At 61.2% G+C, this 23,572-nt stretch carries 19 protein-coding genes and 1 other RNA gene; 5 read left to right on the top strand and 15 right to left on the bottom strand.

Translation table 11 applies throughout. The features are described 5' to 3' along the window. Window positions 1-2 precede the first annotated feature (2 nt). The 12 genes from HMPREF9452_RS06220 to HMPREF9452_RS06170 all read right to left on the bottom strand — a co-directional run bounded on the left by HMPREF9452_RS06220 (window position 3) and on the right by HMPREF9452_RS06170 (window position 13,265). Window positions 3-1,019 carry an ABC transporter permease gene (locus HMPREF9452_RS06220; RefSeq protein WP_009141278.1) on the bottom strand — a complete coding sequence of 339 codons (1,017 nt, stop codon included), beginning with the start codon at window positions 1,017-1,019 and terminating at the stop codon, window positions 3-5. A 108-nt stretch (window positions 1,020-1,127) separates the two neighbouring features. Further along, complete coding sequence (locus HMPREF9452_RS06215; protein WP_232205032.1) at window positions 1,128-2,768, bottom strand: ABC transporter substrate-binding protein; 1,641 nt, start codon at window positions 2,766-2,768, stop codon at window positions 1,128-1,130. Window positions 2,769-3,049: 281 nt separating this feature from the next. Further along, window positions 3,050-3,415: a transfer-messenger RNA gene (gene ssrA / locus HMPREF9452_RS11560) on the bottom strand. A 510-nt stretch (window positions 3,416-3,925) separates the two neighbouring features. After that, window positions 3,926-4,606, bottom strand: coding sequence for a biosynthetic peptidoglycan transglycosylase (locus HMPREF9452_RS06210; protein ID WP_009141276.1), 681 nt, complete (start codon window positions 4,604-4,606; stop codon window positions 3,926-3,928). A 236-nt stretch (window positions 4,607-4,842) separates the two neighbouring features. Further along, complete coding sequence (gatB, locus tag HMPREF9452_RS06205; RefSeq protein ID WP_009141275.1) at window positions 4,843-6,510, bottom strand: Asp-tRNA(Asn)/Glu-tRNA(Gln) amidotransferase subunit GatB; 1,668 nt, start codon at window positions 6,508-6,510, stop codon at window positions 4,843-4,845. Beyond that, the gene (gene gatA, locus HMPREF9452_RS06200; protein WP_009141274.1) at window positions 6,507-8,000 is read right to left on the bottom strand and encodes an Asp-tRNA(Asn)/Glu-tRNA(Gln) amidotransferase subunit GatA; all 1,494 of its coding nucleotides are present in this window, start codon (window positions 7,998-8,000) and stop codon (window positions 6,507-6,509) included. The genes gatB and gatA overlap by 4 nt, the downstream gene beginning before the upstream one ends. After that, window positions 8,000-8,311 carry an Asp-tRNA(Asn)/Glu-tRNA(Gln) amidotransferase subunit GatC gene (locus tag HMPREF9452_RS06195; protein WP_009141273.1) on the bottom strand — a complete coding sequence of 104 codons (312 nt, stop codon included), beginning with the start codon at window positions 8,309-8,311 and terminating at the stop codon, window positions 8,000-8,002. Before HMPREF9452_RS06195 ends, gatA begins: the two co-directional genes overlap by 1 nt. A gap of 142 nt (window positions 8,312-8,453) precedes the next feature. Further along, the gene (locus HMPREF9452_RS06190) at window positions 8,454-8,726 is read right to left on the bottom strand and encodes an HPr family phosphocarrier protein (protein ID WP_009141272.1); all 273 of its coding nucleotides are present in this window, start codon (window positions 8,724-8,726) and stop codon (window positions 8,454-8,456) included. Window positions 8,727-8,741: 15 nt separating this feature from the next. After that, window positions 8,742-9,233: an S-ribosylhomocysteine lyase gene (locus HMPREF9452_RS06185; RefSeq protein WP_040362574.1), complete on the bottom strand. Its 492-nt coding sequence runs from the start codon at window positions 9,231-9,233 to the stop codon at window positions 8,742-8,744. Window positions 9,234-9,368: 135 nt separating this feature from the next. Beyond that, entirely contained in the window at window positions 9,369-10,211 is an 843-nt protein-coding gene (locus HMPREF9452_RS06180; RefSeq protein WP_009141270.1) for an HAD family hydrolase, read from the bottom strand. A 141-nt stretch (window positions 10,212-10,352) separates the two neighbouring features. Further along, entirely contained in the window at window positions 10,353-11,792 is a 1,440-nt protein-coding gene (locus HMPREF9452_RS06175; RefSeq protein WP_009141269.1) for a glycoside hydrolase family 1 protein, read from the bottom strand. A 39-nt stretch (window positions 11,793-11,831) separates the two neighbouring features. Further along, on the bottom strand, window positions 11,832-13,265 hold the full coding sequence (locus HMPREF9452_RS06170) for a 6-phospho-beta-glucosidase (RefSeq protein WP_009141268.1): 1,434 nt from the start codon (window positions 13,263-13,265) through the stop codon (window positions 11,832-11,834). Window positions 13,266-13,434: 169 nt separating this feature from the next. Between HMPREF9452_RS06170 and HMPREF9452_RS06165 the strand changes: the two genes are divergently transcribed. Next, window positions 13,435-14,346, top strand: coding sequence for a MurR/RpiR family transcriptional regulator (locus HMPREF9452_RS06165; RefSeq protein ID WP_009141267.1), 912 nt, complete (start codon window positions 13,435-13,437; stop codon window positions 14,344-14,346). A 69-nt stretch (window positions 14,347-14,415) separates the two neighbouring features. On the opposite strand, the gene HMPREF9452_RS06160 is transcribed toward HMPREF9452_RS06165, so the two are convergent. Continuing rightward, the gene (locus HMPREF9452_RS06160; protein ID WP_232205031.1) at window positions 14,416-15,138 is read right to left on the bottom strand and encodes a YitT family protein; all 723 of its coding nucleotides are present in this window, start codon (window positions 15,136-15,138) and stop codon (window positions 14,416-14,418) included. Window positions 15,139-15,433: 295 nt separating this feature from the next. Here HMPREF9452_RS06160 and HMPREF9452_RS06155 point away from each other — a divergent pair, with 295 nt between their 5' ends. After that, a complete protein-coding gene (locus HMPREF9452_RS06155; RefSeq protein WP_009141265.1) occupies window positions 15,434-16,366 on the top strand; it encodes a type I phosphomannose isomerase catalytic subunit in 933 nt (310 codons plus the stop codon). A 106-nt stretch (window positions 16,367-16,472) separates the two neighbouring features. Here the strand turns inward: HMPREF9452_RS06155 and brnQ are convergent, their stop codons facing one another. Then, window positions 16,473-17,792: a branched-chain amino acid transport system II carrier protein gene (gene brnQ, locus HMPREF9452_RS06150; RefSeq protein WP_009141264.1), complete on the bottom strand. Its 1,320-nt coding sequence runs from the start codon at window positions 17,790-17,792 to the stop codon at window positions 16,473-16,475. Window positions 17,793-18,012: 220 nt separating this feature from the next. Between brnQ and HMPREF9452_RS06145 the strand changes: the two genes are divergently transcribed. The 3 genes from HMPREF9452_RS06145 to HMPREF9452_RS06135 all read left to right on the top strand — a co-directional run bounded on the left by HMPREF9452_RS06145 (window position 18,013) and on the right by HMPREF9452_RS06135 (window position 22,623). Next, complete coding sequence (locus HMPREF9452_RS06145; protein ID WP_009141263.1) at window positions 18,013-20,601, top strand: ribonucleoside-diphosphate reductase subunit alpha; 2,589 nt, start codon at window positions 18,013-18,015, stop codon at window positions 20,599-20,601. A gap of 95 nt (window positions 20,602-20,696) precedes the next feature. Then, complete coding sequence (locus tag HMPREF9452_RS06140; protein ID WP_009141262.1) at window positions 20,697-21,761, top strand: ribonucleotide-diphosphate reductase subunit beta; 1,065 nt, start codon at window positions 20,697-20,699, stop codon at window positions 21,759-21,761. An 85-nt stretch (window positions 21,762-21,846) separates the two neighbouring features. Beyond that, window positions 21,847-22,623, top strand: coding sequence for a GntR family transcriptional regulator (locus HMPREF9452_RS06135; RefSeq protein ID WP_009141261.1), 777 nt, complete (start codon window positions 21,847-21,849; stop codon window positions 22,621-22,623). Between the two features lie 114 nt (window positions 22,624-22,737). Here the strand turns inward: HMPREF9452_RS06135 and HMPREF9452_RS06130 are convergent. Beyond that, the coding region (locus HMPREF9452_RS06130) for a 3'-5' exonuclease (protein ID WP_009141260.1) at window positions 22,738-23,572 on the bottom strand (835 nt) is incomplete at its 5' end.

The following is a 23,572-nucleotide window of genomic DNA, read 5'->3' as shown; positions in this document are numbered from 1 at the left end:
GATCACCCCTCTTCCTTTGCATACGTGATTCGCGGATCAAGGTAGGCGTAGACCACGTCGACGATTAGGTTGATCGCGATAAAGATTACGCCAATCAGCAGAACGGCGCCCTGAACCACCGGGAAGTCGGACTTCAAGATGCAGTCGACCACGTACTTGCCCAGGCCCGGCCACGCGAAAACCGTCTCGGTCAGCATGGCGCCGCCAAGCAGGCTGCCAAGCTGCAGGCCAATAACCGTGGTGACGGGAAGCATGGCGCAGCGCAACGCGTGGTGACGGTGCACACGGCCCAACTTCAAGCCTTTGGCGCGAGCGGTGCGTACATAATCCTCGTTCAACGTCTCCAACATGCTCGAACGCGTCATGCGGGTGATGACCGCCATGGAGTACATGGACAGCGCCAACGCCGGCAGGATAATGTGGCTCAGCGCATCGCCAAACGCCTCGAAGTCGCCGGAAAGCAACGTATCGAGCAAGTAAAGGCCGGTGCCTCCCACGGGCTGCAGCAGCGGGTCGATACGGCCAGAGCTGGGCAGCACGTGCAGCACGCCGGCGAACAGGATGATTAGCAGAACGCCCAGCCAGAAGATAGGCATGGAGACACCCACCAGCGCCAAAATAGTCGCGATGCCGTCGATGGCGGTGTTCTTGTGGGTCGCGGACAGCACACCAAGCGCGATACCGACGACCGCCGCAATCACAATGGCAACCAAGGCAAGCTCAACAGTTGCCGGGAAGCGGGCCATGAGCTCTTGCAGCACGGGGGTGTGCGTGTAATAGCTCTCGCCCAAATCACCGCGAATGGCACCAAAAAGAAAATCGAAATATTGGACGATGATGGGGTCGTTAAGGCCCTGGGCATCACGCCATGCCTGCATCGCCTCGGGAGTTGCATGCTGGCCCAACACAACGGGTGCGGGGTCGGCGGAGAACACTCTCATGATGAGGAAGACAATGACCGAAACGCCCAAGAGCACGGGAATGGCCTGCAAGATGCGCTTGAGAATATATTTCAACATCGAGGCCCCTCCTTTCTGTAGCGCGGACGATTAGCCCGTAGCAAAACAAAGGGGCAGGAACTCGTCCCGCCCCATCTGCCTTACCCGCGGCCCTTCGCCGGCGGGGCATTATGCGGACTTGGTCACACCCTCCATGTGAACAACTCCGGTGGGGTGATAGAAGAAGCCCTTGACCTTGGGGCTATAGCCAGCAAGGTTCTTGGAGTGGCTGATGAGCATCCAGGGCATTTGGTCTGCAACCATCTGCTCGCACTGCAGGTAGATGTCATCGCGCTCATCGCCATCAGCGGTCTCGAGGCCCTTTTGGATCAGCGCGTTGTACTCGTCATTGCGGAAGCGACCAACGTTCATGGATACGTTCTCATCGGAGAGCAGGTTCATGAAGTTGTCGGGATCGCCGTTGTCGCCAACCCAGCCATAGAGGCAGACGTCGAAGGCGTCGGTCTCGACCTTGGTCTTGTACGTGGTCCAGTCATAGGAGACGATCTCCATGTTGACGCCCACCTTTGCCAGATAACCCTGAATCGCCTCGGCAAGCGCCTGTCCGCCAATGGTGTTATACGGACGAGGATTGGTGTAGGTCAGCATGGTGCAGCTGGTGATACCAAGCTCGGCAAACGCAGCCTTGGCGGCATCGGGATCGTACTCGGTGCGCGCAACCTTCTCGGCATAGGGCGCCATCCACAGCGGCATGACGGAGGTTGCGACGCCCGCATAGTCGCCATACAGGCTCTTGACCATCTCTTCAACGTTGACGGCCTGGCAGAACGCGCGGCGAGCCTCAACAGCTGTGAACTGGCCGCTGTCGTTGCGGAACGCCATGTAGTTGATGTTCATGCCGTCCTCATCAAAGAGTTCGCAGCCACCGCTGGTAATGGTATCGACAACGGAGGCGTCGATGCCGTCGATGATATCGACCTCGCCGTTGGTAAGGGCGGTCACGCGGCTGGAGTTCTCGGCGATGAAACGGAAGACGACGTTCTCGGTCTTGGGAGCGTTGTCCTTGTCCCAGTAATCCTCGTTGGCCTCGAGAACCACGTTCTCGCCCTTGGACCAAGAAACAAACTTGTAGGGGCCGGAGCCAACCGGCTGCTCAAGAGAGGTGCCGGCCTCAAAGGCAGAGGGAGCGACAATGGGAGCCGCCAACGCCATGGCCATGTTCTTCACAAACGGGGTGGAAGCGGCGCGCAATTTGATTACCAGCGTGGTCGCGTCGGGAGCCTCCATGGATTCAATGCCGGTACCAGAGTCCTGGGCGCCAAATACAAAGCCAGCGTAAGGCATGTCCTCGGTGCGGTTGGGCTCGAGCTGACGCTCGATGGAGGCCTTGACGGCCTCGGCATCGCAGTCGGTGCCGTCGTGGAACTTGACACCCTCCTGCAGCTTGAACGTATAGGTAAGACCGTCGTCGGAAATCTCGGGCATCTCGGACAGGCCTGCAACCACCTCGCAGGTCTCCGTGTCGTAGCGAAGCAGCGTGTCATAGATGTTGCACATGATCTTTGCGGACTCGCCGTCGTCAACGTACGCGGGGTCCAGTCCACGGGGGTCAGCGCCCTGGGCAAACGTGATGGTATCGGCCACGCCGGAAGCACTCGTAGAGCTAGAACCAGCCTCGCTAGCACGCTGGCTACCGCAACCAGCCAGGCCCATGACGCCCAGCGCGCTCGCAGCGCCCATAGCCTCGACAAAACGCCTTCTTGAAATCTCAGCATTGAAGGACATGCCCATCACCTTTTTCTTATCCATCCTCTTTAATACAATCGCGCAGCACGCAATGCATCACGATAAAGTAAAGCGCGACAAGGACAATTATTGGCTTCATTGCCATATATAGAGTTGAAGGCTTTTTTGTTTACTTTACTTTATTAAAGTGTTTAATCAATGGAAACATGGCTATGTTGACAAATGAGCACATTTAGACATCAAATGCATAAAAATCGCGTTCATCGTATATTTTAGACCGTTCGCCCTGACGCGCAAAATACAAAAAGCGGGCAGATTGAAACAATCTACCCGCTTGCAATGTGTGGTGGAGGCGCGGAGAATCGAACTCCGGTCCACGAAAGCCCCCTGATCGGCATCTCCAGGCTCAGTCACCGATTTAGATTCGGAGCCTTTGCGCGCGGTGACGCGCTCGCGGGTTCCTAGTCGGTTCGATCTTAGTTCGCGCCATACCGACTACGTGCGCAAACGCATTCCCCTAAAATGACATCTCGCTGGAGGCGGGGAACTCTCCAGTTCGACGCGCCGCTAATTAATTAAGCAGCGAGGGCATACTGCCCAGAGAAATTCTTGTTGTCAATTCATTTTGACGGTACCCCGGTTTAACGTGGGCGAGGAGACCACGGCCTGCTTCCTCTCTCAGAGCTATCGTGTCGAAACCAGTCGCCCCCTCATTTAAAGAGGTCTGGGCATCGAGGCAAACGCCGCGAATGCATCGACCTGTCAAAGTACACACGCAAAGTGATGGCTGCGCGATTTTTTACTATACCACGTAACGCGCTCTCCCAATCACGTGCTCACCCCACCCCATAGCAATTGCGGAAGCCCAATTGCGGAAGCTCCTGGGGAAACCCTTGCCACATGAACGGCTCAGGCAGGCAGATTGCGCATGGAAGTCAATCGCCGCGGACTCAAACCCGCCCCATTCTCCTCATTCTCCGACCCGATCGAGACTCCAAGGGGCCCATCAAGCGCAAAAGTCGCGGATAATTGCATCGCTTTAGAAATAGTCTATGTATACCCCAAGCGCGCAATCGCGCTACCAGCGGTTCTTTCAAAGAATGCATGCCTCTACTCGCCTTTTTTTAAAAAACGATGCAATTATCCTTCACAACTGCTCACCCCAACAGCAGCGGGAGCCGTCTGAACGCCTAATTATGTTGTTGAAGGGGTTTCTACCGCTAAGACGCCGTTGCCACTCCGGGCATGAGCCCGTATTTCTCCATCTGCATGAGCACCACGTCGCGACGCGCCTCCGCCGCCTGTCTGTCTGAGGAGTAGAGCGAAGGCTCGTTGGGAATACCTGCCATCAACGCCGCCTGCTCCAGCGTCATATCCCCGGGCACGACACCCAGCATCTGGGGTGCCGCCTGGCCTATGCCCGTGCATCCCAAACCGAAATAGGAGGAGTTCACGTACAGCTCAAGTATCTCGCGCTTGCTACAGGTAGCTTCTAGATCGAATGCTAGGAAGACCTCGGCGACCTTGCGCGTAAACTCCTTTTCCTGCGTAAGGAAGAGATTCTTGGCAACCTGCTGCGTTATGGTGCTGCCGCCTTCCTCTAAGCTCATGGTTCGCAGGTCGTTCCATGCGGCGCGGCAGATAGAGATGATATCGATGCCGCAATGGGTATAGAAACGGTGGTCCTCGATAGCGACCACCGCGTCCAGATATACCTGTGGCAACTCATCGACAGACGTGTAGCCGGGCTGCGCGTGCAGCTCCACCACAGCTTCCTCGATACTCTTTTCCTGCAAAGCCGATCGATACATCTGGTAGCCGCGCACGCCCACCACAGCGCATGCCAATCCGGCAATCAGGGCAAGTCCCAACAGCACACGCTTTACCATCTTGCCGATCATAGTCGACCAATCGTCTTAAAGCCGCGGGCGCGTGCAAAGGCGCTCCCTAGCGGCAGGGCCATCCGTTAGGGATATTGTGCCCTTCCCACTCCCCTCGCGCGACAGCATCTGATTACACTTTTGAAAGGTTACCTATCAGGTACTAAGACGACCCCCTTCCGCTTTCAAACAAGGAGCGCCGCCGAACCTCCATGAGGCTCAACGGCGCAGAACTAACGCATTATGAGAATAAGCCCCTAGCTCAGCGAAGCGCGCAGCAGCTCGTTGAACAGCTTGGGGTTGCCGCTGCCGCGACTTGCCTTCATGCACTGACCCACCAAGAAACCGATAACCTTCTGGTTGCCGTCACGGTACTGCTGGGCCTGGTCCGGGCAGTTGGCAAGCACCTGGTCCACGATGGGCTGCAGGGCGCCGGCGTCGCTCACCTGGCGCATGCCGCGCTCGTCCACGATCTTCTCCGGATCGTCGCCGCTTTGGGCCATTGCCTCGAAAACCTCGTAAGCCTGGTTGGAGCTGATGGCATCCTCGGCCAAAAGCTTCGCCAGCGATGCCACCTGCGCGGGCGCGATGCCGCTGTCCTCCAGCGAGGTACCCGCCGCCTTGAGATAACCAGCCATCTCGTTGACGATGAGGTTGGCAACCACCTGCGCCGCCTTACCGGCAAGGCCCTCTGCCGCCTGCTCGAAGAACGCCGCCGTTGCGGGATCGCCGGCGATCAGCTCGGCGTCGGCGCGCTTGATGCCGAAATCGCCTTCGAAGCGGTCGCGCTTGGCATCGGGAAGCTCTGGCAGCTCGGAAGCGCAGTGCTCGATGAACTCGTCCGAAAGGTCGAACGGAGCTAGATCCGGGTCCGGGAACAGACGGTAGTCGTCCGCGGTCTCCTTGACGCGCATCACCACGGTGCGTTTGCGGCTGGGTTCCCAGTGACGGGTCTCCTGGTAGATGATGCCGCCCTCCTCAAGTACCTCCGCCTGGCGGCAGATCTCATAGGCGAGGCCGTCGTGCAGCGCCTTGAAGCTGTTGAGGTTCTTGAGCTCGGTTTTGGTTCCCAGGCGGGTATCGCCGCGGCGACGCAGGCTCACGTTGCCGTCGCAGCGCATGGAACCGTGCTCCATGGAGCAATCAGAGATGCCTAGCGTGAGGAAGATGCGGCGGAGCTTCTCCATAAAGAGGCGGGCCTCCTCCGGAGTGCGCAGGTCGGGCTCGGTTACAAGCTCGATCAGCGGGGTGCCGCAACGGTTGTAGTCCACCAGGCTCTCGGCAGCCGCGGTGATGCGACCCTCCTCGCCGCCCAGATGGTTCATCTTTGCGGCGTCCTCTTCCATATGGATGCGCAGGATGCGGATGGGAACGCTGTAGCTGCCGTCCTCATGGCGCTGCGGCAGCGAGAGCTCGTCCGCGCTATAGCCCGCCATATGGATGGCGCTCTCGGGCATCTGCTCGTTCATGCTGGTGGAAAGGCCCACGGCATTGGCGCTGGCGCTGGCAAGGCTCTTGGCCTCGTCCTCTCCAAAGGCGCATTCCGGGCGCTCGGCCGCGCCGCGGCCCGTAACCTCCAGGTCAAGATGGCCGTGCATGCAAAATGCGATAGGGCCCTGAGTGGTCTGGAAGTTCTTGGCCATATCGGGATAGAAATAGTGCTTGCGATAGAACATCGAGTGCTTCTGGATCTGGCAGTTGGTCGCCAGGCCCGCCTTGACGATGAACTCGATCGCGCGCTTGTTTGGCACGGGCAGGGCGCCGGGAAGGCCCAGGCAGACCGGGCATACGTTGGCATTGGGCTCGTCATCATGGCTGAGCTTGCAGCCGCAGAACATCTTGGTATCGAGCGTGGTGAGCTCGGTGTGGATCTCCAGGCCGATGACGGCCTCCCAATCCTTTAGAACCTCGGAGAGCTCTTTCATGCGAGCTCACCTCCCTTCCCTGCGAAATCCGGCGCTACGGGCGAAGAACCAAAGGCGAGCTCGAGCGCGCGGGCAATGGTCAGCAGCTTGCGGTCGCTGAACGCGGGCACCACCAGCTGAGCGGAAACGGGCAGGCCGGAGTCCTCGCCCAACCCAAGCGGTACGGATACGCCGCCGTTGCCGGCGATATTGAGCGAGATAGTGTATAGATCGGACAGGTACATCTGCGTGGGATCGGAAATCTCTCCGTGCCTGAACGCGGTGCGGGGCGCCGCGGGCATGAGAATCGCATCGACCTTCTCGAACGCCGCCGCGTAGTCGCGGGTGATGAGGGTGCGGGCCTTTTGGGCCGCGTAATAGTATTTGTCGTAGACGCCGCTGGAGAGCAGGTAGGCGCCCAACATCTGGCGGCGCTTGGCCTCCATGCCAAAGCCGCGAGCACGCGAGCGGGAGCTCTGGTCTGCCAGGTTGGAACAACCCTCCTCCTGGAAACCGTAGCGCACGCCGTCGAAGCGCGCCAGGTTGGAGAACGCCTCAGCGGGGCCGATGACGTAGTACGCGGCGATGGCGGCATCCAGATGCGGAAGGTCGACCTCGACCAGCTGCGCGCCCTGGGCCTCCAACTCCGTGGCAGCTTTCTCGACTGCCCGGCGCACCTCTGCGGTCAGACCCTCGGCCTCCATGAAGGCGGGGATGATGCCGATGCGCTTGCCGGCGACGCCGTCCTCCAGGTGCTCGCAGAAGTCGACGGCGAAATCCTGGGACGTTCCGTCATAGGGGTCGCGACCCGCGCCCACCAGCGCGTTCATGGCGAGCGCCACGTCGGCGACCGTGCGGCCAAAGGGGCCCACCTGATCTAGCGAGCTGCCAAAAGCGACCACGCCGTAGCGCGACACCGCGCCGTACGTGGGCTTCATGCCCACCACGCCGCAGAACGATGCGGGCTGGCGAATCGATCCGCCGGTATCAGAACCCAGAGACAGGGCAACCTCGCCGGCAGCGACCGCCGCGGCAGATCCGCCCGAAGAGCCGCCCGGCACGCGCTCAACGTCCCAGGGGTTGTTGGTGGGATGGAACGCAGAACTCTCCGTTGAGGAGCCAAACGCGAATTCGTCCATATTCGCCTTGCCAACGGGCAGGCAGCCGGCGTCCAGCATGCGCTGCACGCACGTGGCGGTGTAGACGCTCTCGTAGTTGGCGAGCATATTGGAGGCACAGGTGGTACGGGTACCCACCAGGTTCATGTTGTCCTTGATGGCAAGCGGCACACCCGCCAGCGGGGGCAGGGCCTCGCCAGCCGCGCGAGCGGCATCGATACGCGCTGCGGCGTCAAGCGCCAGCTGGGGCGATACCTGCAAAAATGCCTGAACGGCCCCCTCACGCTCATCGATGGCGGCAAGGGCGGCGTTCGCGACCTCGGTTGCGGAGAAATCGCCCGCGGCGACGCCGGCGGCGATCTGCTGGGCGCTAAGGGTATCGAGCGATAGCATTACTGGTCTCCCCCTTCGCCAAGAATAGAGGGCACGCGGAACGAACGGCCGCGCGTGCTGGCGGCGTCCTTCAGCGCCTCGTCCACGGGCAGCGCGCGATCAGCGTCGGTCGCGTCGGCGCGCATCACGTTGGACAGGTCGCCGATGGGATGGAACGTGGGCGCCACGTCCTCGTCCGCATACTGCAAGATGGGCTCGAGCATCGAGACGGCATCGTTCATATAGGCGGTCATATCCGCGAGTTCTTCTTCTGTGAGGGCGATGCACGCATAGTCCGCTATGCCGCGCACGTCCTTCTCGGTGAGTGCCATGGGCGCTCCTTCCGCTTGCATACGAATGTTCACCATTATATGCACAAGCGGACGCTCCACCTAAATGGAGCAGCCGCAAGCTTCAAATTCAACCAAGTTGCAATCTTTAGCGTCTTTGGACAAAGGAGCCGGGCAAGGGCCGTTAGAACGTACACGCCAAGCGCATACCCTGCTCCGCCTCGCACTCGTCCACGCCATCAAGCACCACCACCAAGGTATCGCCCGCGTTTGCGTCGAGCGCCATCAACGCCAGCGGATCGCGCGCGGGCACAGGGGAGCCTGCAGCATCTTCGCCGGCGCGCCTCGCGGCAACGGTGATGTCGCAGCTCCACTTGCCAGCCTCGGAGGCGACAAGCACCACGGGACGCGCGTGGAAACCCTGGGGATCGGTAATGGTATGTTCAAACGTCTTCATAGCCCGGTCTTTCGCCTAGCGGCCGCAGCCGTAGGAAAGATGCGCGTCATCCGCCACGCGCAAGGTCTTATCCAGGTAGCGCGTTGCCAGCCACTTTGCCATGGGCAGGTTCTGATCCAGGTAGTTACCGCATTCCTCTGGACGGGCGCCGGGAATCTCGCCCTCGAAGCCCTCGACAAACTCAAAAAGCGCGGTCACCAGCGGCAAGATCTTGCGCGACGTCACCTTGCCAAAGACCACCAGGTAAAAACCGGTGCGGCACCCCATGGGGCCAAAGTAGACCACGCGGCTTGCCCACTGGGGGTGGTTGCGCAGGAAGGTGGCGCCCAGGTGCTCGATGGTGTGCGCCTCGGCGGTATTCATGACCGGCTCGCGGTTGGGCGCCGTCATACGCAGGTCAAACGTGGTGACCGTGCAACCCGTCGCCTCATCGCGGTCAACGCGCGATACGTACACGCCCGGCTCCAGCGTGAGGTGGTCGACGGTAAAGCTAGCGATCTTCTCCATTGCGGGCATAGCGGCTCCTTGGCGTTACGGGTATAGATGTGAACGAGCGCCCCTGAGCGTCCGCTTTTCGCGGAACCGCCACGGGGCGCTCATGCCATTTTACCGCGATGCATCCGTTATGCGAACGAAGCCGCTCTAGATCAGGCCCAGGTGCGAAAACGCGTTCCACATGCCGTCATCGTCCACATCCGTGGTCACCCAGTCCGCAGCGGCCTTGGCCTCTTCTCCGCCCGAACCCATGCACACGCTGGTTCCGCAGCACTCGAACATGGGGGTGTCCACGGCGGCATCGCCCACGGCAACGGTATCCGCCATGTCCGCGTCCAGGTGCTCCACCAGCACGCGCACGGCATGCGCCTTGTCGATACCCTTTACACCCAGGTCGCCAAAGAGCGCGTGCTCTCCCTTGCCGCCCCAGGTACGCGCCACCAAATCGGGGAACTCGTCCACGGAATCCAGATGGTCCTGGTAGCTGGAGAGGATGAAGCTCACCTTGTTGAGGTCGTCGCGGTAGAGCTCGGCGCCGTAGGTAAGCGTATCCATGAACGCATGGGCAGAGGTCTGGGCATCCTCGTCGCTCGCGCCCTTGCCCTTGGCGTAGAGCGTCATGACGGGGGCAGCCGCCTCCCTGAAGTGCTCGCTAGCGAACAGGCCGTTGTTGGACTCCAGGTAAAACTCCAGGCCGCGTCCGTGCAACCAATCCACAATATGGCGGCACTGGTCCGCGGTGATGAGTTGGTGCATGACCACCTCGCCATCACTCTCCACGTAGCAGCCGTTGCCGCCGATCATGCCATCAAAGCCGATATCCCAGATCTCCTGCGGGTTCTCGGCCTTGCTGCGCCCGGTGCACATGTAGACGCGGTGCCCGTTGGCGCGCGCCCGCTTGATGGCGTCCTTGCAGCTTTGCGGAATGAAGTTCTCGTAGTTGGTGATGGTGCCGTCGACATCGAGGAAGATGATCTTACCGTTAGACATGCTCGTCCCCTTTCCCCTTACCCGTGGGCACATCAAGCTATGGACGAGAAAACCCGTCCGCTTGCGCCCGCATCATGAAAAGGCCGCCCGCAGCGCACGGGACATGCTGCGAGCGGCCAAAACCAAAAAGCACTGCCGTGCCTACTCCAGGCCCTCGGCGCCGTTGGACTTGATGATCTTCTGGTATGCGAAGAAGCTGTCCTTGCGACGGCGCTCATAGGTGCCGGTGCCGTCATCGTACTTGTCAACGTGGATGAAGCCGTAACGCTTGCGCATCTCGCCGGTGCCGGCGGAAACCAGGTCGATGGGGCCCCACCAGGTGTAGGCGATCAGGTCGACGCCGTCGGCGATGGCCTCGCCCATTGCCTTGATGTGGCTCTTGAGGTACGCGATACGGTACGGGTCGTGGATGGAGCCGTCCTCTTCCACCTCGTCGTAGGCGCCCATGCCGTTCTCGACCACCATCAGCGGAATCTGGTAGCGGGCGTAGATCTGGTTCAGGGCGATGCGCAGGCCCATGGGGTCGATCTGCCAACCCCAGTCGGTGCTCTCCAGATACGGGTTCTTGCCGCCAAAGGTCATGTTGCCCTCGGTCATCTCATGGTCGGCGTGCGTGCTCACGGTGCCGCTCATATAGTAGGAGAAGGTGTAGAAGTCCACCTTGCCGGCGGCGATGTCCTCAAGGTCGCCCGGAGCCATCTCGAGCTCGATGTCGTTTTCGGCCCAGAAGCGCTTGGCGTAGAACGGATAGGCGCCGCGCACCTGAACGTCGGAGCAGTACCAGTTCATGCGGTTCATCTCAAGCTCGTTGGCAAGCACGTCCGCCGGATCGCAGGTGCCGGGGTAGCTCAGGATAAAGCAGTCCATGTTGCCCATCTTGAACTGGGGATACTTCTCATGGGCGAGCTTGACCACGCGGCCGTGAGCCACAAACTGATGGTGCAGTGCCTGGTAGCGCTGCTGCGGGGTTGTCTTGATGGCGGACGCCGGGCCCTCGAAGCCCTGGATGAGGCCGGTCTCCATCATGGCGCCCATGTCCATGGTGCCGCAGTTGATCTCGTTGAAGGTGAGCCAGAACTTCACCTTGTCCTTGTAGCGCTCGAAGACGGTGGCGCAGTAGTTCTCAAAGAAGCCGATGAGCTCGCGGGAGGCCCACCCGTTGTACTTCTCGACCAGGTGGTAGGGCATCTCGTAGTGCGAGAGGGTCACCAGCGGCTCGATGCCGTGCTTGGCGCAGCAGTCGAAGACGCGGTCGTAGAAGGCCAGGCCCGCCTCGTTGGGCTGGGCGTCGTCGCCGTTGGGGAAGATGCGGCTCCAGGAGATGGACATGCGGAACATGTTGAAGCCCATCTCGGCGAACAGGGCGATGTCCTCCTCGTAGTGGTGATAGAAGTCGATGCCGTCGTGGTTGGGATAAAGCACGTCCGGCTTGATGTCGATCGTGATCTCGCGCGGCTTCTCGTAGCTGCCGCCGGTGAAGTGGTCATCGACCGAGGCCCCGCGGCCATCGACGTTCCAAGCGCCCTCGAACTGGTTGGCGGCCGTGGCGCCGCCCCAATAGAAACCCTTGGGGAACTGCATGGTTAATCCTCCATTGTCGTTGCTCTTATACGGGAATGCTTAGGACAGGTCGGCGCCATTGGTGGCGATGACTTTCTTATACCAATCGAAGCTCTTCTTCTTGGAGCGGGCCAGGGTGCCGTTGCCGGCGTCGTCGCGGTCGACGTAGATAAAGCCATAGCGCTTGGACATCTCGCCTGTGGAAGCAGAGACAAGATCGATGGGACCCCAGGTGGTGTAGCCAAGCAGGTCCACGCCGTCCTCTACCACGGCGTCGCGCATGGTCTCGATGTGCTTGCGCAGGTAGTCGATACGGTAGTCGTCGTTGATGGAGCCGTCCTCCTCGACCACGTCCTTGGCACCCAGGCCGTTCTCGACCACAAACAGCGGCTTCTGGTAGCGGTCGTACAGGTCGTTCAGCGTGATGCGGAAGCCCAGCGGGTCGATGGCCCAGCCCCACTGGCTCTCTTTGAGGTAGGGATTCTTGGCACCCTGGAAGGCGTTGCCCTCGGTCTTGGGGGCGTCGGAACCCTCACCGGCGGAGCAACGGGTGGAGTAATAGCTGAAGGAGATGAAGTCGACCGTGTTCTCGGCCAAGACCTGCTTATCTTCCTCGGTCATGCCGACGTCGATGCCGGCTCGCTCGAGCTTCTTCAACGCGTAAGCCGGGTAGTAGCCGCGGCTCTGTACGTCCACGAAGAAGTAGTTGTCCTGGTTGGCGAGCTGCGCGGCGCGGACGTCCTCAGGGCGGCAGCTATAGGGGTAGTAGCTGCCCGCCGCAAGCATGCAGCCAATCTTCACGTCGGGGTCGATCTCGTGAGCGATCTTGGTGGCCCAAGCGCTGGCGACCAGCTCGTTGTGGGCCGCCAGGTACTCGACGGCCTCCTTGTCCTCGTCCTCCTCGAAGACCAGGCCGGCGCCCATGAAGGGCAGGTGCAAGATCATGTTGATCTCGTTGAAGGTGAGCCAGTACTTCACCAGGCCCTTGTAGCGGGTGAAGAGCACGCGGGCGAGGTTCTTGTAGAAGTCAATAAGCTTGCGGTTGCGCCAACCGCCGTACTCCTTGATGAGATGGATGGGGCAGTCGAAGTGGGTGATGGTGACCAACGGCTCGATACCGTGCTTCTGGCATTCGCGGAACACGTCCTCGTAGAAGGCGAGGCCGGCCTCGTTGGGCTCCGACTCGTCGCCGTTGGGGAAGATGCGCGTCCACGCCAGGCTCATGCGGAAGGTCTTGAAGCCCATCTCCGCGAACAGCGCGATGTCCTCCTTGTAGTGATGGTAGAAGTCGATGCCGGTCTGCGCGGGATAGAAATACCCGTCCTCGAAATCGAGCATCTTGCGTAGGCCCAGGCCAACCGGGAAGCGATCTTTACCATGCGGCATCACGTCGACGTTGGCCAGCCCGCGGCCGTCCACGTTGTACGCGCCCTCGCACTGGTTTGCGGCGGTGGCGCCGCCCCACAGGAAGCCCTCGGGAAAAACCTTCTCCATACCCTGATTCCTCTCTCTAAGACCTTGGTGGTCGTGTTGGCCCCATCATGCCAACCATCGTCCCGACACTCAAGACATATCAGCTAGATAGATACTTCTTTTCTAAGGTCACAGGTAGTATTCTTAATTCACTTAATACTTCTTGATACATTTTGTGTAAGGAGTCGCCATGGATATCATGAGGCGCATCGAGAACGCCCGGGGCCTCACTCCCACAGAGCAGCAGCTGGCGTCCACGGCACGGTCCCTGGGTCCGCGCCTGCAGGGCTACAGCATCAAGGAGTTCGCCGTCGCAGCGCACGTATCGATTCCCAGCGTCCATCGCTTCTGCAAGAAGATAGGACTCGAGGGATTCAAAGAACTCAAGGTGGAGTTCGCCCGCGCCCAGGCCTTGCGCGAGCACCGCTCGGCAGCCGTCGACATCAACTTCCCCTTCTTGCAGGACGATGATGCCGAGACGGTCCTCGAGAGCATCTCCGCCGTCTACGAGTCGACTCTGCGCGATACGCGGGAGCTTTTGGACCCCGCCGCCATGGACCGCACCGCCGGTCTGTTCAACCAAGCCGGCGTCGTCGATATCTACACGCAATCGCACAACCTCTATCCCGCGCAGATGTTCTGCGACCGCCTGCTCTCATGCGGGCACGCCGCTACCTGCCATGAGGGCCTCGAGCGCCAGACGTGGTCGGCGCTAGCATCCGACGCGTCGCACGCGGCGCTGCTCATCTCCTACTCTGGCCTTGGGCCGAACCTGGCGACGCTTCTGCCCATTCTTGCCGATCGCAAGGTCCCCGCCGTGCTCATTGGAACGCCGCGGGCGGAACGCCTCAACCCCGGCCTCGCCGCATACCTGCACGTCAGCGATCAAGAGAGCCTGCAAGACCGCATCACGCAGTTCGCCAGCCATATCGCCGTGCAATACGTGCTCGACTCCCTGTTCGGCTGCATGCTCGCGCTCGACTGGGAACGCGGCAGCGACTTCCTGTCGCGCTCGCTTCCCCACACGAGCCTCCCCGCCCTTCAGCCCCCGCGGCTCAGCCCCGCTGAATACGCCGGCATCATGATGAACCGCATGCGGTAGCGCACATGCGAAAGGGGTCTACGAGCAGCCCCGTCGACCCCTTTTCCCCGAGAGCATCGCGTGCTCGCGCTATTCGGTCTTGCCCTCGCAAGATTCGAGCGCTGCCGTCCTCGCGGAAACGGCGTTCTCGACCTCGCCCAGCGCGCTGAAGCACGGCTTGCGGCGCTCGCGAATCGCCTCGCCCAACTCCTCCACATGATCCCAAGAGACCTCAGTCACAATGTCGATGACCGCGGAGGAAATGGTCACCGTTACCAGCGACCAAGCGATGCTGACCACGGGAATGTAGGTGAGCGAGAGGGCCAGTACCGTAAGGTCCGTGAACAGGTAGCAGCGGCCAACGCGCCAACCGGTGGCCTTGGAAATAGAAAGCGCCAACGCGTCGTCGCCGCCCGCCGATCCGCCCTGGCGAACCACCAGGCCCACGCCCACGCCCACAAACAGACCGCCGAGGACCGCCGCGGCAAACGGGTTGGCGGAAAGGTCCGGCAACATGTGCGGGAAGCTCTCCCACACGCGGTAAAAACCGGCGACCGCCGCCGTCGCGACGGCAGACCATCCCAAGAACTTACCGCCCAGCATCTTGAGCGCGATGGCGTAGCAGATGATGTCGAGTACCGGCGAAGCGATGGATGACGGGATGCCAAACCACTTGTTGAGGAAGAGCATAAGGCCTATGACGCCGCCCTCTGTAATGCCCGTGACCTCATGGATGTTGTGGACGCCAAAAGTGAAGATGGCGGCGCCCAGCAAGATGATGGCTACTTTTTTAATCAATCGCTTAATGCGCATGGTACGCGCCGACCCCAACATCGGTATCAATCCCCCATAACAACTGACGTGCCGCTCCAGCGTATCGCTTTGTCCGAATTCAGACAACTGCGAAAAGAGCGACCCCTATTCGTCCACACGTTCTCCATTAGTCTGATTTCGGACTATTAGTGAGCGCATCACGCAGCTGGACGACCGACCATCGCGCACGAAAGATTGTTGCTGACAATCTCCCCATTCGCGGGCAACCCGCGCTCGCATCAAAACGCACTCATATAATGCTGCCTATGGCCATGCTTAGGAAGTTAGGAGAATCATGGCAGACATCATCGAACTCAAGCCCGTGTTCCACGAGAAGATCTGGGGCGGTTCTCGTATGCGCGACGCATATGGGTATGACATTCCGTCTGATAAAACCGGCGAATGCTGGGCCATCTCTGCCCACCCCAACGGCGACTGCCCCGTGCTGAATCCAGAGTTCGAGGGCATGACGCTGTCGCAGCTGTGGGATCAACGCCGCGACCTTTTTGGCGATATCGAAGGCGATCGCTTTCCCTTGTTGATCAAGATTATCGACGCTGCCGGCGACCTGTCCATTCAGGTGCATCCCGATGACGCGTACGCCGCCGAGCACGAGAACGACTCGCTGGGCAAGCGCGAGTGCTGGTACGTACTGGATTGCGATGCGGACGCCACCATCATTGTGGGACAGCGCGCCGCGTCCCGCGATGAGTTCGCAAAGCTGGTGGACGAGGGCCGTTGGGGCGATCTTTTGAACGAGATTCCCATCCACAAGGGCGACTTCTTCCAAATCGACCCCGGCTGCGTGCACGCCATCAAGGCCGGCACGCTGATTCTGGAAACCCAGCAATCCAGCGACATCACCTACCGCGTGTACGACTACGATCGTCTGGACGACGAGGGCAATCCTCGTCCCCTGCACCTGCAGCAGTCCCTTGACGTTATCGATTACCAGGCAACCTCGCCCAAGAGCGGCACCATCACCGCGTCGGAATCCAACGGCGTGACCGTGCTCGAGAGCAACGACAACTACACCGTGGAACTGGTGCGCGTCGAAGGCGAGCGCGAGCTTGAGCAGTGCTGGCCGTTTATGTGCGTCTCCGTCATCGACGGCGAGGGCACCGTGTGCGGAGTTTCCGTTAAAGCAGGCAGCCACCTGCTGGTTCCCTCCACCACCGCCGCCGTCGAGCTCAGCGGCATCATGCAGCTGGTAACCAGCCACCTGTAAGCGCGCGGCAACAGCACCGCATAGCTCAACCGTCCCAAGCAGCAGGGGCCCCGACATATGCCAGGACCCCTGTTTCTTTATATGTGCGGGCGATGGAGCGCCTTGATCAAGCCGCCGTCCCAACCGGGCGAAGACGGGAATGGACAACCCCGATCACCGCGGCAGCCAACGCCGGCAGCAGCCACTCCAGATCAAAGGAGGCAAGCGGCAGCACGTCGAGCATGGGCAGCGCGCCGGGGAAGAACGCATCGCGCGCGCTCACGACGACGCTGACGGTTGCGGTAAGGCCAACAACCCATTGCCACATGCGCGGGTAGCGATCGCATACCTTATGCAGCATGCCCATGACCACCAGCACGATAGCAACCGGGTATAGGGCGTTGAGCAGCGGCACGGAGAACGCCAGGATCGCGTCGAGCCCAAGGTTGGAGACCGCACAGGAGAACATGGCGAATCCCGCCGCCCAAACGCGGTATGGCACGCGCGGAAACTCGTCTGCAAAATACGTTCCGCAACAGCTGATAAGGCCAATGCACACATTGAGGCACGCAAGCAAGAAGATCGCCGCGACAACGACTAGCCCCACAACGCCAAAATGCAGCGACGCGGACGCCGTGAGAATGGCGGCGCCGTTGGTGAGATCGGGCATGGCGGCGCTAAGGTTAGCGCCCACAACCGCCAGGCCGCAGTAGATGAGCGCCATAAGAACGCCCGCAAACAGGCCGGCGCGCGAAACCTCGCGCGTAAGGCCCGCGTCATCCGTAACGCCCAGCTCGCGGATATTGGTAGCGATAACGATGCCAAAGGTAAGCGACGCCAGAAGGTCCATGGTCTGGTAGCCAACCAAGAATCCCTGCATAGCGGGTGCGGACGAGTACGACTCCTGCGCGGCGGCGACGCCCGCGGGGTCCGGGTTGAAGATGGCCGCCCCTACCACGGCGACAATAAGGACTATCAGCGCGGGCCCCGTCACATGTCCCAGCAGGCGCGTCAAGCGGCCGGGATGCATGGCCAAAAGATACGCAGCAACAAAGAAGAGAACGGAAAACGCCAGGCGCACCGCCTCAAGCGGAAGGTGCTGGGGCAGCAGCGGCTGCAGCATCTCAAATGATGTGGACGAGGTGCGCGGAATCGCCAGGCACGGACCAATAGCCAGATAGACCGCCGCCACAAAGATATGGGCGAAAACAGGGTGCACGCGAGATGCCAGATCGCGGATGGTACCCGCTAGAGCGACGGCGACAATTCCCAGCACCGGCAGGCCGATGCCCGTGATCAAAAAGCCGACCATCGCCGGGATGCCCCGCGCGCCGGCCTGAAGACCAACCAAGGGCGGCAAGATAAGGTTGCCCGCGCCAAAGAACATCGAGAACAAGGTGACGCCTACAAACAGCGACTGCTTGGGCGATAAGGTTTTTGCGGCCACCACGGGCCTCCGTTCACATCCAATCGCGCGTACGCGAACCTGCATCTATCACCGCATTGCGTGACTTTCCACTGTACCACCGCAGCGCCTTCATAACGTGCACACAGCAATTCAACCAAGCGACCATCCCACTATTGCTATTCTTTTGATAGCATGAGTTAGCCAAAGGAAACGTTATTCAACCGGGCATCGCCTGCCCGACACATCGAAAGGTGCACCCATGGACAACACCACACCCGACCGCGCGGGAAGCGCCGCATGCGCCAGCGAGGGCCCCGACGGTATTCGCGACCTCGCCATCTCCAAGCGCGACGGGCGCACGGAGCCCTACGACGGCTCCAAGATCAAAACCGCCATGTCGCGCGCCTTTGCAGAGCTTGGCGCGCAAGTCGATGACAACCAGCTCGATCAATTGCTCCAGGCAGTCGAGTCGTCCATGATCGCCCGCGGCGTCGAAGGCGTCGAAGGCATCCAGGACCTGGTCGAGCGCGCCCTTATGGAGCAGGGGTTCTACGACGTCGCGAAGGCATACATCCTCTACCGTCACCACCGCGCGGAGCGGCGCGGGCTGCGCCAGGCTCTCGCCCAGACAGCTGGGGTGCCCGATCTGGTCGCCTGCCTTGAGCGCATCGAGCGCGATTTCACAGACCCCGCCTATAGCCTGGAGCATCTCGAGCACCGCTTCTCCTCGTTCGCGAAACCCGGCATGAGCATCAAGCAACGTCTGGACTCCCTAATCAAGGCAGCGGTCGAGCTCACTTGTCAGGAGGCCCCGCGCTGGGAGATGATCGCCGGGCGCCTGCTGGCTTTCCGCGCGCACCGCGAACTCGCCTCAACCCAAGAGCGCCTGGGACTCGTCGACCTCTACGCAAAGCTGCGCTACCTTACGGACCAGGACCTCTACGGCGACTATATCCTTGCCGCCTACACCCGCGAGGAGATCGACGACGCAGCACGCCTCATCGATGACTCCCGTGACGAGCTCTTCGCCTATGCTGGCCTTGACCTGCTGCTCAAGCGCTACGTAATCCGTACGCGCGACCACCAGTTGCTGGAAAGCCCGCAGGAGATGTACCTGGGTATCGCCCTGCACCTGGCCATGAACGAGAAAACCGATCGCCTGGGCTGGGTGGAGCGCTTCTACAACATGCTCTCGCGCCTCGAGGTCACCATGGCCACCCCCACGCTGTCCAACGCGCGCAAGCCCTACCACCAGCTCTCCAGCTGCTTCATCGACACCGTGCCGGACAGCCTCACGGGCATCTACCGCAGCATCGACAACTTCGCCCAGGTATCCAAATATGGCGGCGGCATGGGCATGTACCTTGGCAAGGTCCGGGCCACCGGCGGATCCATCCGCGGCTTCGCCGGCGTGGCCGGCGGCGTGATCCGCTGGATCCGCGTCATCAACGACACCGCCGTGGCCGTGGACCAGCTGGGCATGCGCCAGGGCGCCGTAGCGGTCTACCTGGACGCCTGGCACCGCGACCTGCCGGAGTTCTTGCAGTTGCGCACCAACAACGGCGACGACCGCATGAAGGCGCACGACGTCTTCCCCGCCGTGTGCTATCCGGACCTGTTCTGGCGCATGGCGCAAGAAGACCTGGACCAGCCCTGGCACCTCATGTGCCCGCATGACATCCTCGCCATCAAGGGCTACGCGCTCGAGGATTACTATGGGGACGAGTGGGAGCGCCGCTACCTGGACTGCGTGGCGGACCCCCGCATCGCCAAGCGCACTATCACCATCAAGGACCTCGTCCGCCTTATCCTTAAAAGCGCCGTGGAGACCGGCACGCCCTTCACGTTCATGCGCGACGCCGTCAACCGCGCAAACCCCAACCCGCACGCGGGCATTATCTACTGCTCCAACCTCTGCACGGAGATCGCGCAGAACATGAGCGCCATCGAGGAGGTCTCCTGCGAGGTCAAGACGCAAGATGGCGACACCGTGGTGGTCCGCACCACGCGTCCGGGCGACTTTGTGGTCTGCAACCTGGCAAGCCTGTCGCTAGGCCACCTGCCGGTGCGCGACCGCGACAAGATGCGCCAGGTGATCCACACCGTGGTGCGTGCCCTGGACAACGTCATCGACCTCAACTACTACATGCTCCCCTACGCCGAACTCACCACCAAGCGCTACCGCGCGATTGGCCTGGGCGTCTCCGGCTACCACCACATGCTGGCGCAGGCCGGCATCTCTTGGGAGAGCGAGGAGCACCTGGCCTTTGCAAACCAGGTCTTTGAGGACATCAACCGCTTCGCCATCGAGGCATCCTGCGACCTTGCGGCAGAGCGCGGCAGCTACCAGCTGTTCGACGGCAGCGATTGGCAGACCGGCGCCTATTTTGAAAAGCGCGAGTATGTGGACCAGGAATGGCAGCAGTTGGCGCGGCGCGTAAGCGAGCATGGCATGCGCAACGCCTACCTGCTGGCGATCGCCCCCACCAGCTCGACCTCCATCATCGCCGGCACCACCGCGGGCGTGGACCCCGTCATGCGCAAATTCTTCTTGGAAGAGAAAAAGGGCAGCATGCTGCCGCGCGTGGCGCCGGGCCTGTCTCCCCAGACCTACTGGTACTACAAGCCCGCGCATTACATCGACCAAACCTGGAGCGTGCGCGCCGCCGGCGTTCGCCAGCGCCACATTGACCAGGCCCAGTCCATGAACCTCTACATCACCAACGACTACACTATGCGCCAAGTCCTCAATCTGTACCTGGAGGCATGGCGAGCCGGCGTCAAGACCATCTACTATGTCCGCAGCAAATCGCTCGAAGTCGAGGAATGCGAGAGCTGCTCCAGCTAAAGCTCGTCCACGCCCTCGCCCGCCCCGCCCGCCCCGCCCGCCTTGACCCGTCCGCCCACCCTGCACGCTAGATCACACACCATTTGGGAGGCCCCATGAGCTCTTCTTATAAAACCGACGCGCCGCTGGTGCACAAGCCGCTGTTCAACCCCCAGGGCGATACGGACGTAACCGCGCGCCGCATGATCGGCGGCAACACCACCAACCTCAACGATTTCAACAACCTCAAGTACCCCTGGGTCTCCAGCTGGTACCGACAGGCCATGAACAACTTTTGGATTCCGGAAGAGATCAACCTCACCCAGGACGTAAAGGACTACCCCAACCTGGGCGTCGCCGAGCGCACCGCCTACGACAAGATCCTCTCCTTCCTGGTGTTCTTGGACTCGCTGCAGACTGCGAACCTGCCCAACATCAGCGAGTACATCACCGCCAACGAGGTCAATTTGTGCCTGCACATCCAGTCGTTCCAAGAATGCGTGCACAGCCAGAGCTACAGCTACATGCTCGACAGCATCTGCAGTCCCGAGCAGCGAAACGACATCCTCTACCAGTGGAAGACCGACGAGCGCCTGCTTGCCCGCAACACCTTCATTGGCGAGCGGTACAACGAGTTCCAAGAGAAGAAGGATGCCTTCACCCTGCTCAAGGTGCTGATGGCCAACTACATCCTGGAAGGCGTGTACTTCTACTCCGGCTTCATGTTCTTCTACAACCTGGCGCGCATGGGCAAGATGCCCGGCAGCGCGCAAGAGATCCGCTATATCAACAGGGACGAGAACACGCATCTGTGGCTGTTCCGCTCCATGATCTTGGAGCTTCAAAAGGAGGAGCCGCAGCTCTTCACCCCCGAGAACATCGAGGTGCTGCGCGCCATGCTAGAGGAGGGCGTGGCGCAGGAGATCGCCTGGGGCCACTACGTGATAGGCGACGCCATCGAGGGCCTCACCCGCCAGATGGTGACCGACTACATCCGCTATCTGGGAAATCTTCGCTGGAGCTCGCTAGGCTACGGTTACCTGTTCGAGGACAACCAGCGCGAGCCCGCCGACATGGCATGGGTGGGCCAATACAGCAACGCCAACATGGTAAAGACGGACTTCTTCGAGGCAAAGTCGACCGCCTATGCCAAATCGACCGCCTTGATCGACGACCTGTAAAACTAAGGACGAGAACGGGTGGCGAGGCGTAGAATAAGATAGTTTTGTACGGTATGTACATACCTTTACTATCGAAGAGGCCACGATGAACGCGCTAGAGGAACTGTGCCGCATCCCGCTTGATGACACCTCGCCCACCCCACTTTACCAGCAGCTTAAACAGCGCTTGCTCCAGCTCATCGCAATAGGCGCGTTCCCAGAAGGAACAGCGCTTCCCACCGAGCAGCAGATCTGCGAAGCGCTGGGGCTTTCGCGCGCCACCGTGCGGCGCTGCTTTCAAGACCTGGTGGACCAAGGCCATGTGACGCGCAGGCGCGGTAAGGGCACCTTCCCCGTCGCCACCTCTGCCGAGGGCATCGACGTCATGATAGGCTTCAGCGACGAGATGGCCCACGCGGGCAAAACCCCGTCCTCGCGCCTGATCAACTTTAAGAAAATCAAGGGCGGCGAGCTCGTTTGCCGCTCCCTTAAGGTCCACACCGGCACCCAGCTGTGGCAAACGCGAAGGCTGCGCCTCGCTAACAACCGGCCGCTGCGCCTGGAAACGTCCTACATCCCCTGCGAGTTCTGCCCCTCGCTCACCCAAAACGATGTCACCAGCTCGCTTTACGCCTACCTGGCGGAGCACGCGCGCATCATACCCGCTCGCGCAGAAGACATCTATGAAGCGGTCACCCTGGACGCTGCGGAGGCAAAGCTTCTAGCGGTCCCCACGGGTGCTGCGGCCCTGCACTGCCTGCGCGTCTCATATGACACATACGACCGCCCCTTCGAGCTCTCGTCCGTCTACGCACGCGGCGACGGCTACCGTCTGGGCATCAGCATGGACGAGCACGGCACCACGCTGCGCCGGCTCTGCTAAAAACGCAGCATGCCGGACCACGCTACGCGATCCGGCATGCTAGTCATTCGCTATCAAGCGGGTGAGCGCACAGGGCTCCAATTCAAGCCAGCCCACCCTTAAAGCTCGCAAACCCTAACTGATCTTCACAATGGGCGCAAAGCCCTTCATGAGCTTCTTGGTCTGTCCGCTCTTCTCAAACTGAACCTCGATCATGTCGCCGGCGGCAGAGATGACCGTACCGGGACCAAAGGTCTTATGGCTCACCTGGTCGCCGGGGGCAAAGGTCTCGGCGGCCTTGGCGGCGTCGGGACGGCGCTGCTCCACGGCGGGCGAAGCGGCGGCCTTTCGCGGACGAGGAGCGCCCGATCCAAACGTGGACGGCTTGCGCCCCGCATCCGGGCTCACACCGGTGTGGCGCTGCGTGCGACCGGTCGAACGGGTGTAGGAACCAAAGACGCTACCACCGTACTCGCTGCCGGTTCCCGATCCGTAGGTACCGCGGCGGTCGCCGCGCTTCTCCCAGCCAACGCCTTCAAAGCCCGCGGACCCCACGCCGGAGAACTCGATATCCACCTCGGGAATCTCGTTGATGAACCGCGAGCGCGGGTTTGCCTGCGTGGAGCCGTAGGTGCGGCGCGTAGCAGCATAGGTGAGGAACAGCTTCTTGCGCGCACGCGTGATGGCGACGTAGGCCAGGCGACGCTCCTCCTCCAACTTGCCCGGGTCATCCGATCCACCAAAGCCGGCGACGTGCGGGAAGATGCCCTCCTCCAAACCGGCGACAAAGACCACGGGGAACTCCAGACCCTTGGCGGAGTGGACCGTCATCATGGTCACGGCCTGGGTCTGGCCGGCAAGAGAATCGAGGTCGGAGCGCAGGGCGAGCCATTCCATCAGCGCCGGCAGCGCCTTGCACGCCAGAGGTCCGTAGGTGCGCTCGATCTCCTGCGCGGCGATCGCGGCGGCG

It is taken from the genome of Collinsella tanakaei YIT 12063 (assembly GCF_000225705.1).
Lineage (GTDB): Bacteria > Actinomycetota > Coriobacteriia > Coriobacteriales > Coriobacteriaceae > Collinsella > Collinsella tanakaei.
Note: the sequence above shows the minus strand (reverse complement) of the source record. Positions and strands in the feature narration are given on the sequence as shown.

What these genes read in the sequence shown, in the direction of transcription:
- HMPREF9452_RS06210 (WP_009141276.1), bottom strand. Translation starts at nt 4,606, where the DNA reads ATGATCGGCAAGATGGTAAAGCGTGTGCTGTTGGGACTTGCCCTGATT.
- gatB (WP_009141275.1), bottom strand. Translation starts at nt 6,510, where the DNA reads ATGAAAGAGCTCTCCGAGGTTCTAAAGGATTGGGAGGCCGTCATCGGC.
- HMPREF9452_RS06155 (WP_009141265.1), top strand. Translation starts at nt 15,434, where the DNA reads ATGGCAGACATCATCGAACTCAAGCCCGTGTTCCACGAGAAGATCTGG.
- HMPREF9452_RS06165 (WP_009141267.1), top strand. Translation starts at nt 13,435, where the DNA reads ATGGATATCATGAGGCGCATCGAGAACGCCCGGGGCCTCACTCCCACA.
- HMPREF9452_RS06220 (WP_009141278.1), bottom strand. Translation starts at nt 1,019, where the DNA reads ATGTTGAAATATATTCTCAAGCGCATCTTGCAGGCCATTCCCGTGCTC.
- HMPREF9452_RS06180 (WP_009141270.1), bottom strand. Translation starts at nt 10,211, where the DNA reads ATGTCTAACGGTAAGATCATCTTCCTCGATGTCGACGGCACCATCACC.
- HMPREF9452_RS06145 (WP_009141263.1), top strand. Translation starts at nt 18,013, where the DNA reads ATGGACAACACCACACCCGACCGCGCGGGAAGCGCCGCATGCGCCAGC.
- gatA (WP_009141274.1), bottom strand. Translation starts at nt 8,000, where the DNA reads ATGCTATCGCTCGATACCCTTAGCGCCCAGCAGATCGCCGCCGGCGTC.
- HMPREF9452_RS06160 (WP_232205031.1), bottom strand. Translation starts at nt 15,138, where the DNA reads ATGCGCATTAAGCGATTGATTAAAAAAGTAGCCATCATCTTGCTGGGC.
- HMPREF9452_RS06135 (WP_009141261.1), top strand. Translation starts at nt 21,847, where the DNA reads ATGAACGCGCTAGAGGAACTGTGCCGCATCCCGCTTGATGACACCTCG.
- HMPREF9452_RS06185 (WP_040362574.1), bottom strand. Translation starts at nt 9,233, where the DNA reads ATGGAGAAGATCGCTAGCTTTACCGTCGACCACCTCACGCTGGAGCCG.
- HMPREF9452_RS06140 (WP_009141262.1), top strand. Translation starts at nt 20,697, where the DNA reads ATGAGCTCTTCTTATAAAACCGACGCGCCGCTGGTGCACAAGCCGCTG.
- HMPREF9452_RS06195 (WP_009141273.1), bottom strand. Translation starts at nt 8,311, where the DNA reads ATGGCACTCACCGAGAAGGACGTGCGCGGCATAGCGGACTATGCGTGC.
- HMPREF9452_RS06215 (WP_232205032.1), bottom strand. Translation starts at nt 2,768, where the DNA reads ATGGATAAGAAAAAGGTGATGGGCATGTCCTTCAATGCTGAGATTTCA.
- HMPREF9452_RS06190 (WP_009141272.1), bottom strand. Translation starts at nt 8,726, where the DNA reads ATGAAGACGTTTGAACATACCATTACCGATCCCCAGGGTTTCCACGCG.
- HMPREF9452_RS06170 (WP_009141268.1), bottom strand. Translation starts at nt 13,265, where the DNA reads ATGGAGAAGGTTTTTCCCGAGGGCTTCCTGTGGGGCGGCGCCACCGCC.
- HMPREF9452_RS06175 (WP_009141269.1), bottom strand. Translation starts at nt 11,792, where the DNA reads ATGCAGTTCCCCAAGGGTTTCTATTGGGGCGGCGCCACGGCCGCCAAC.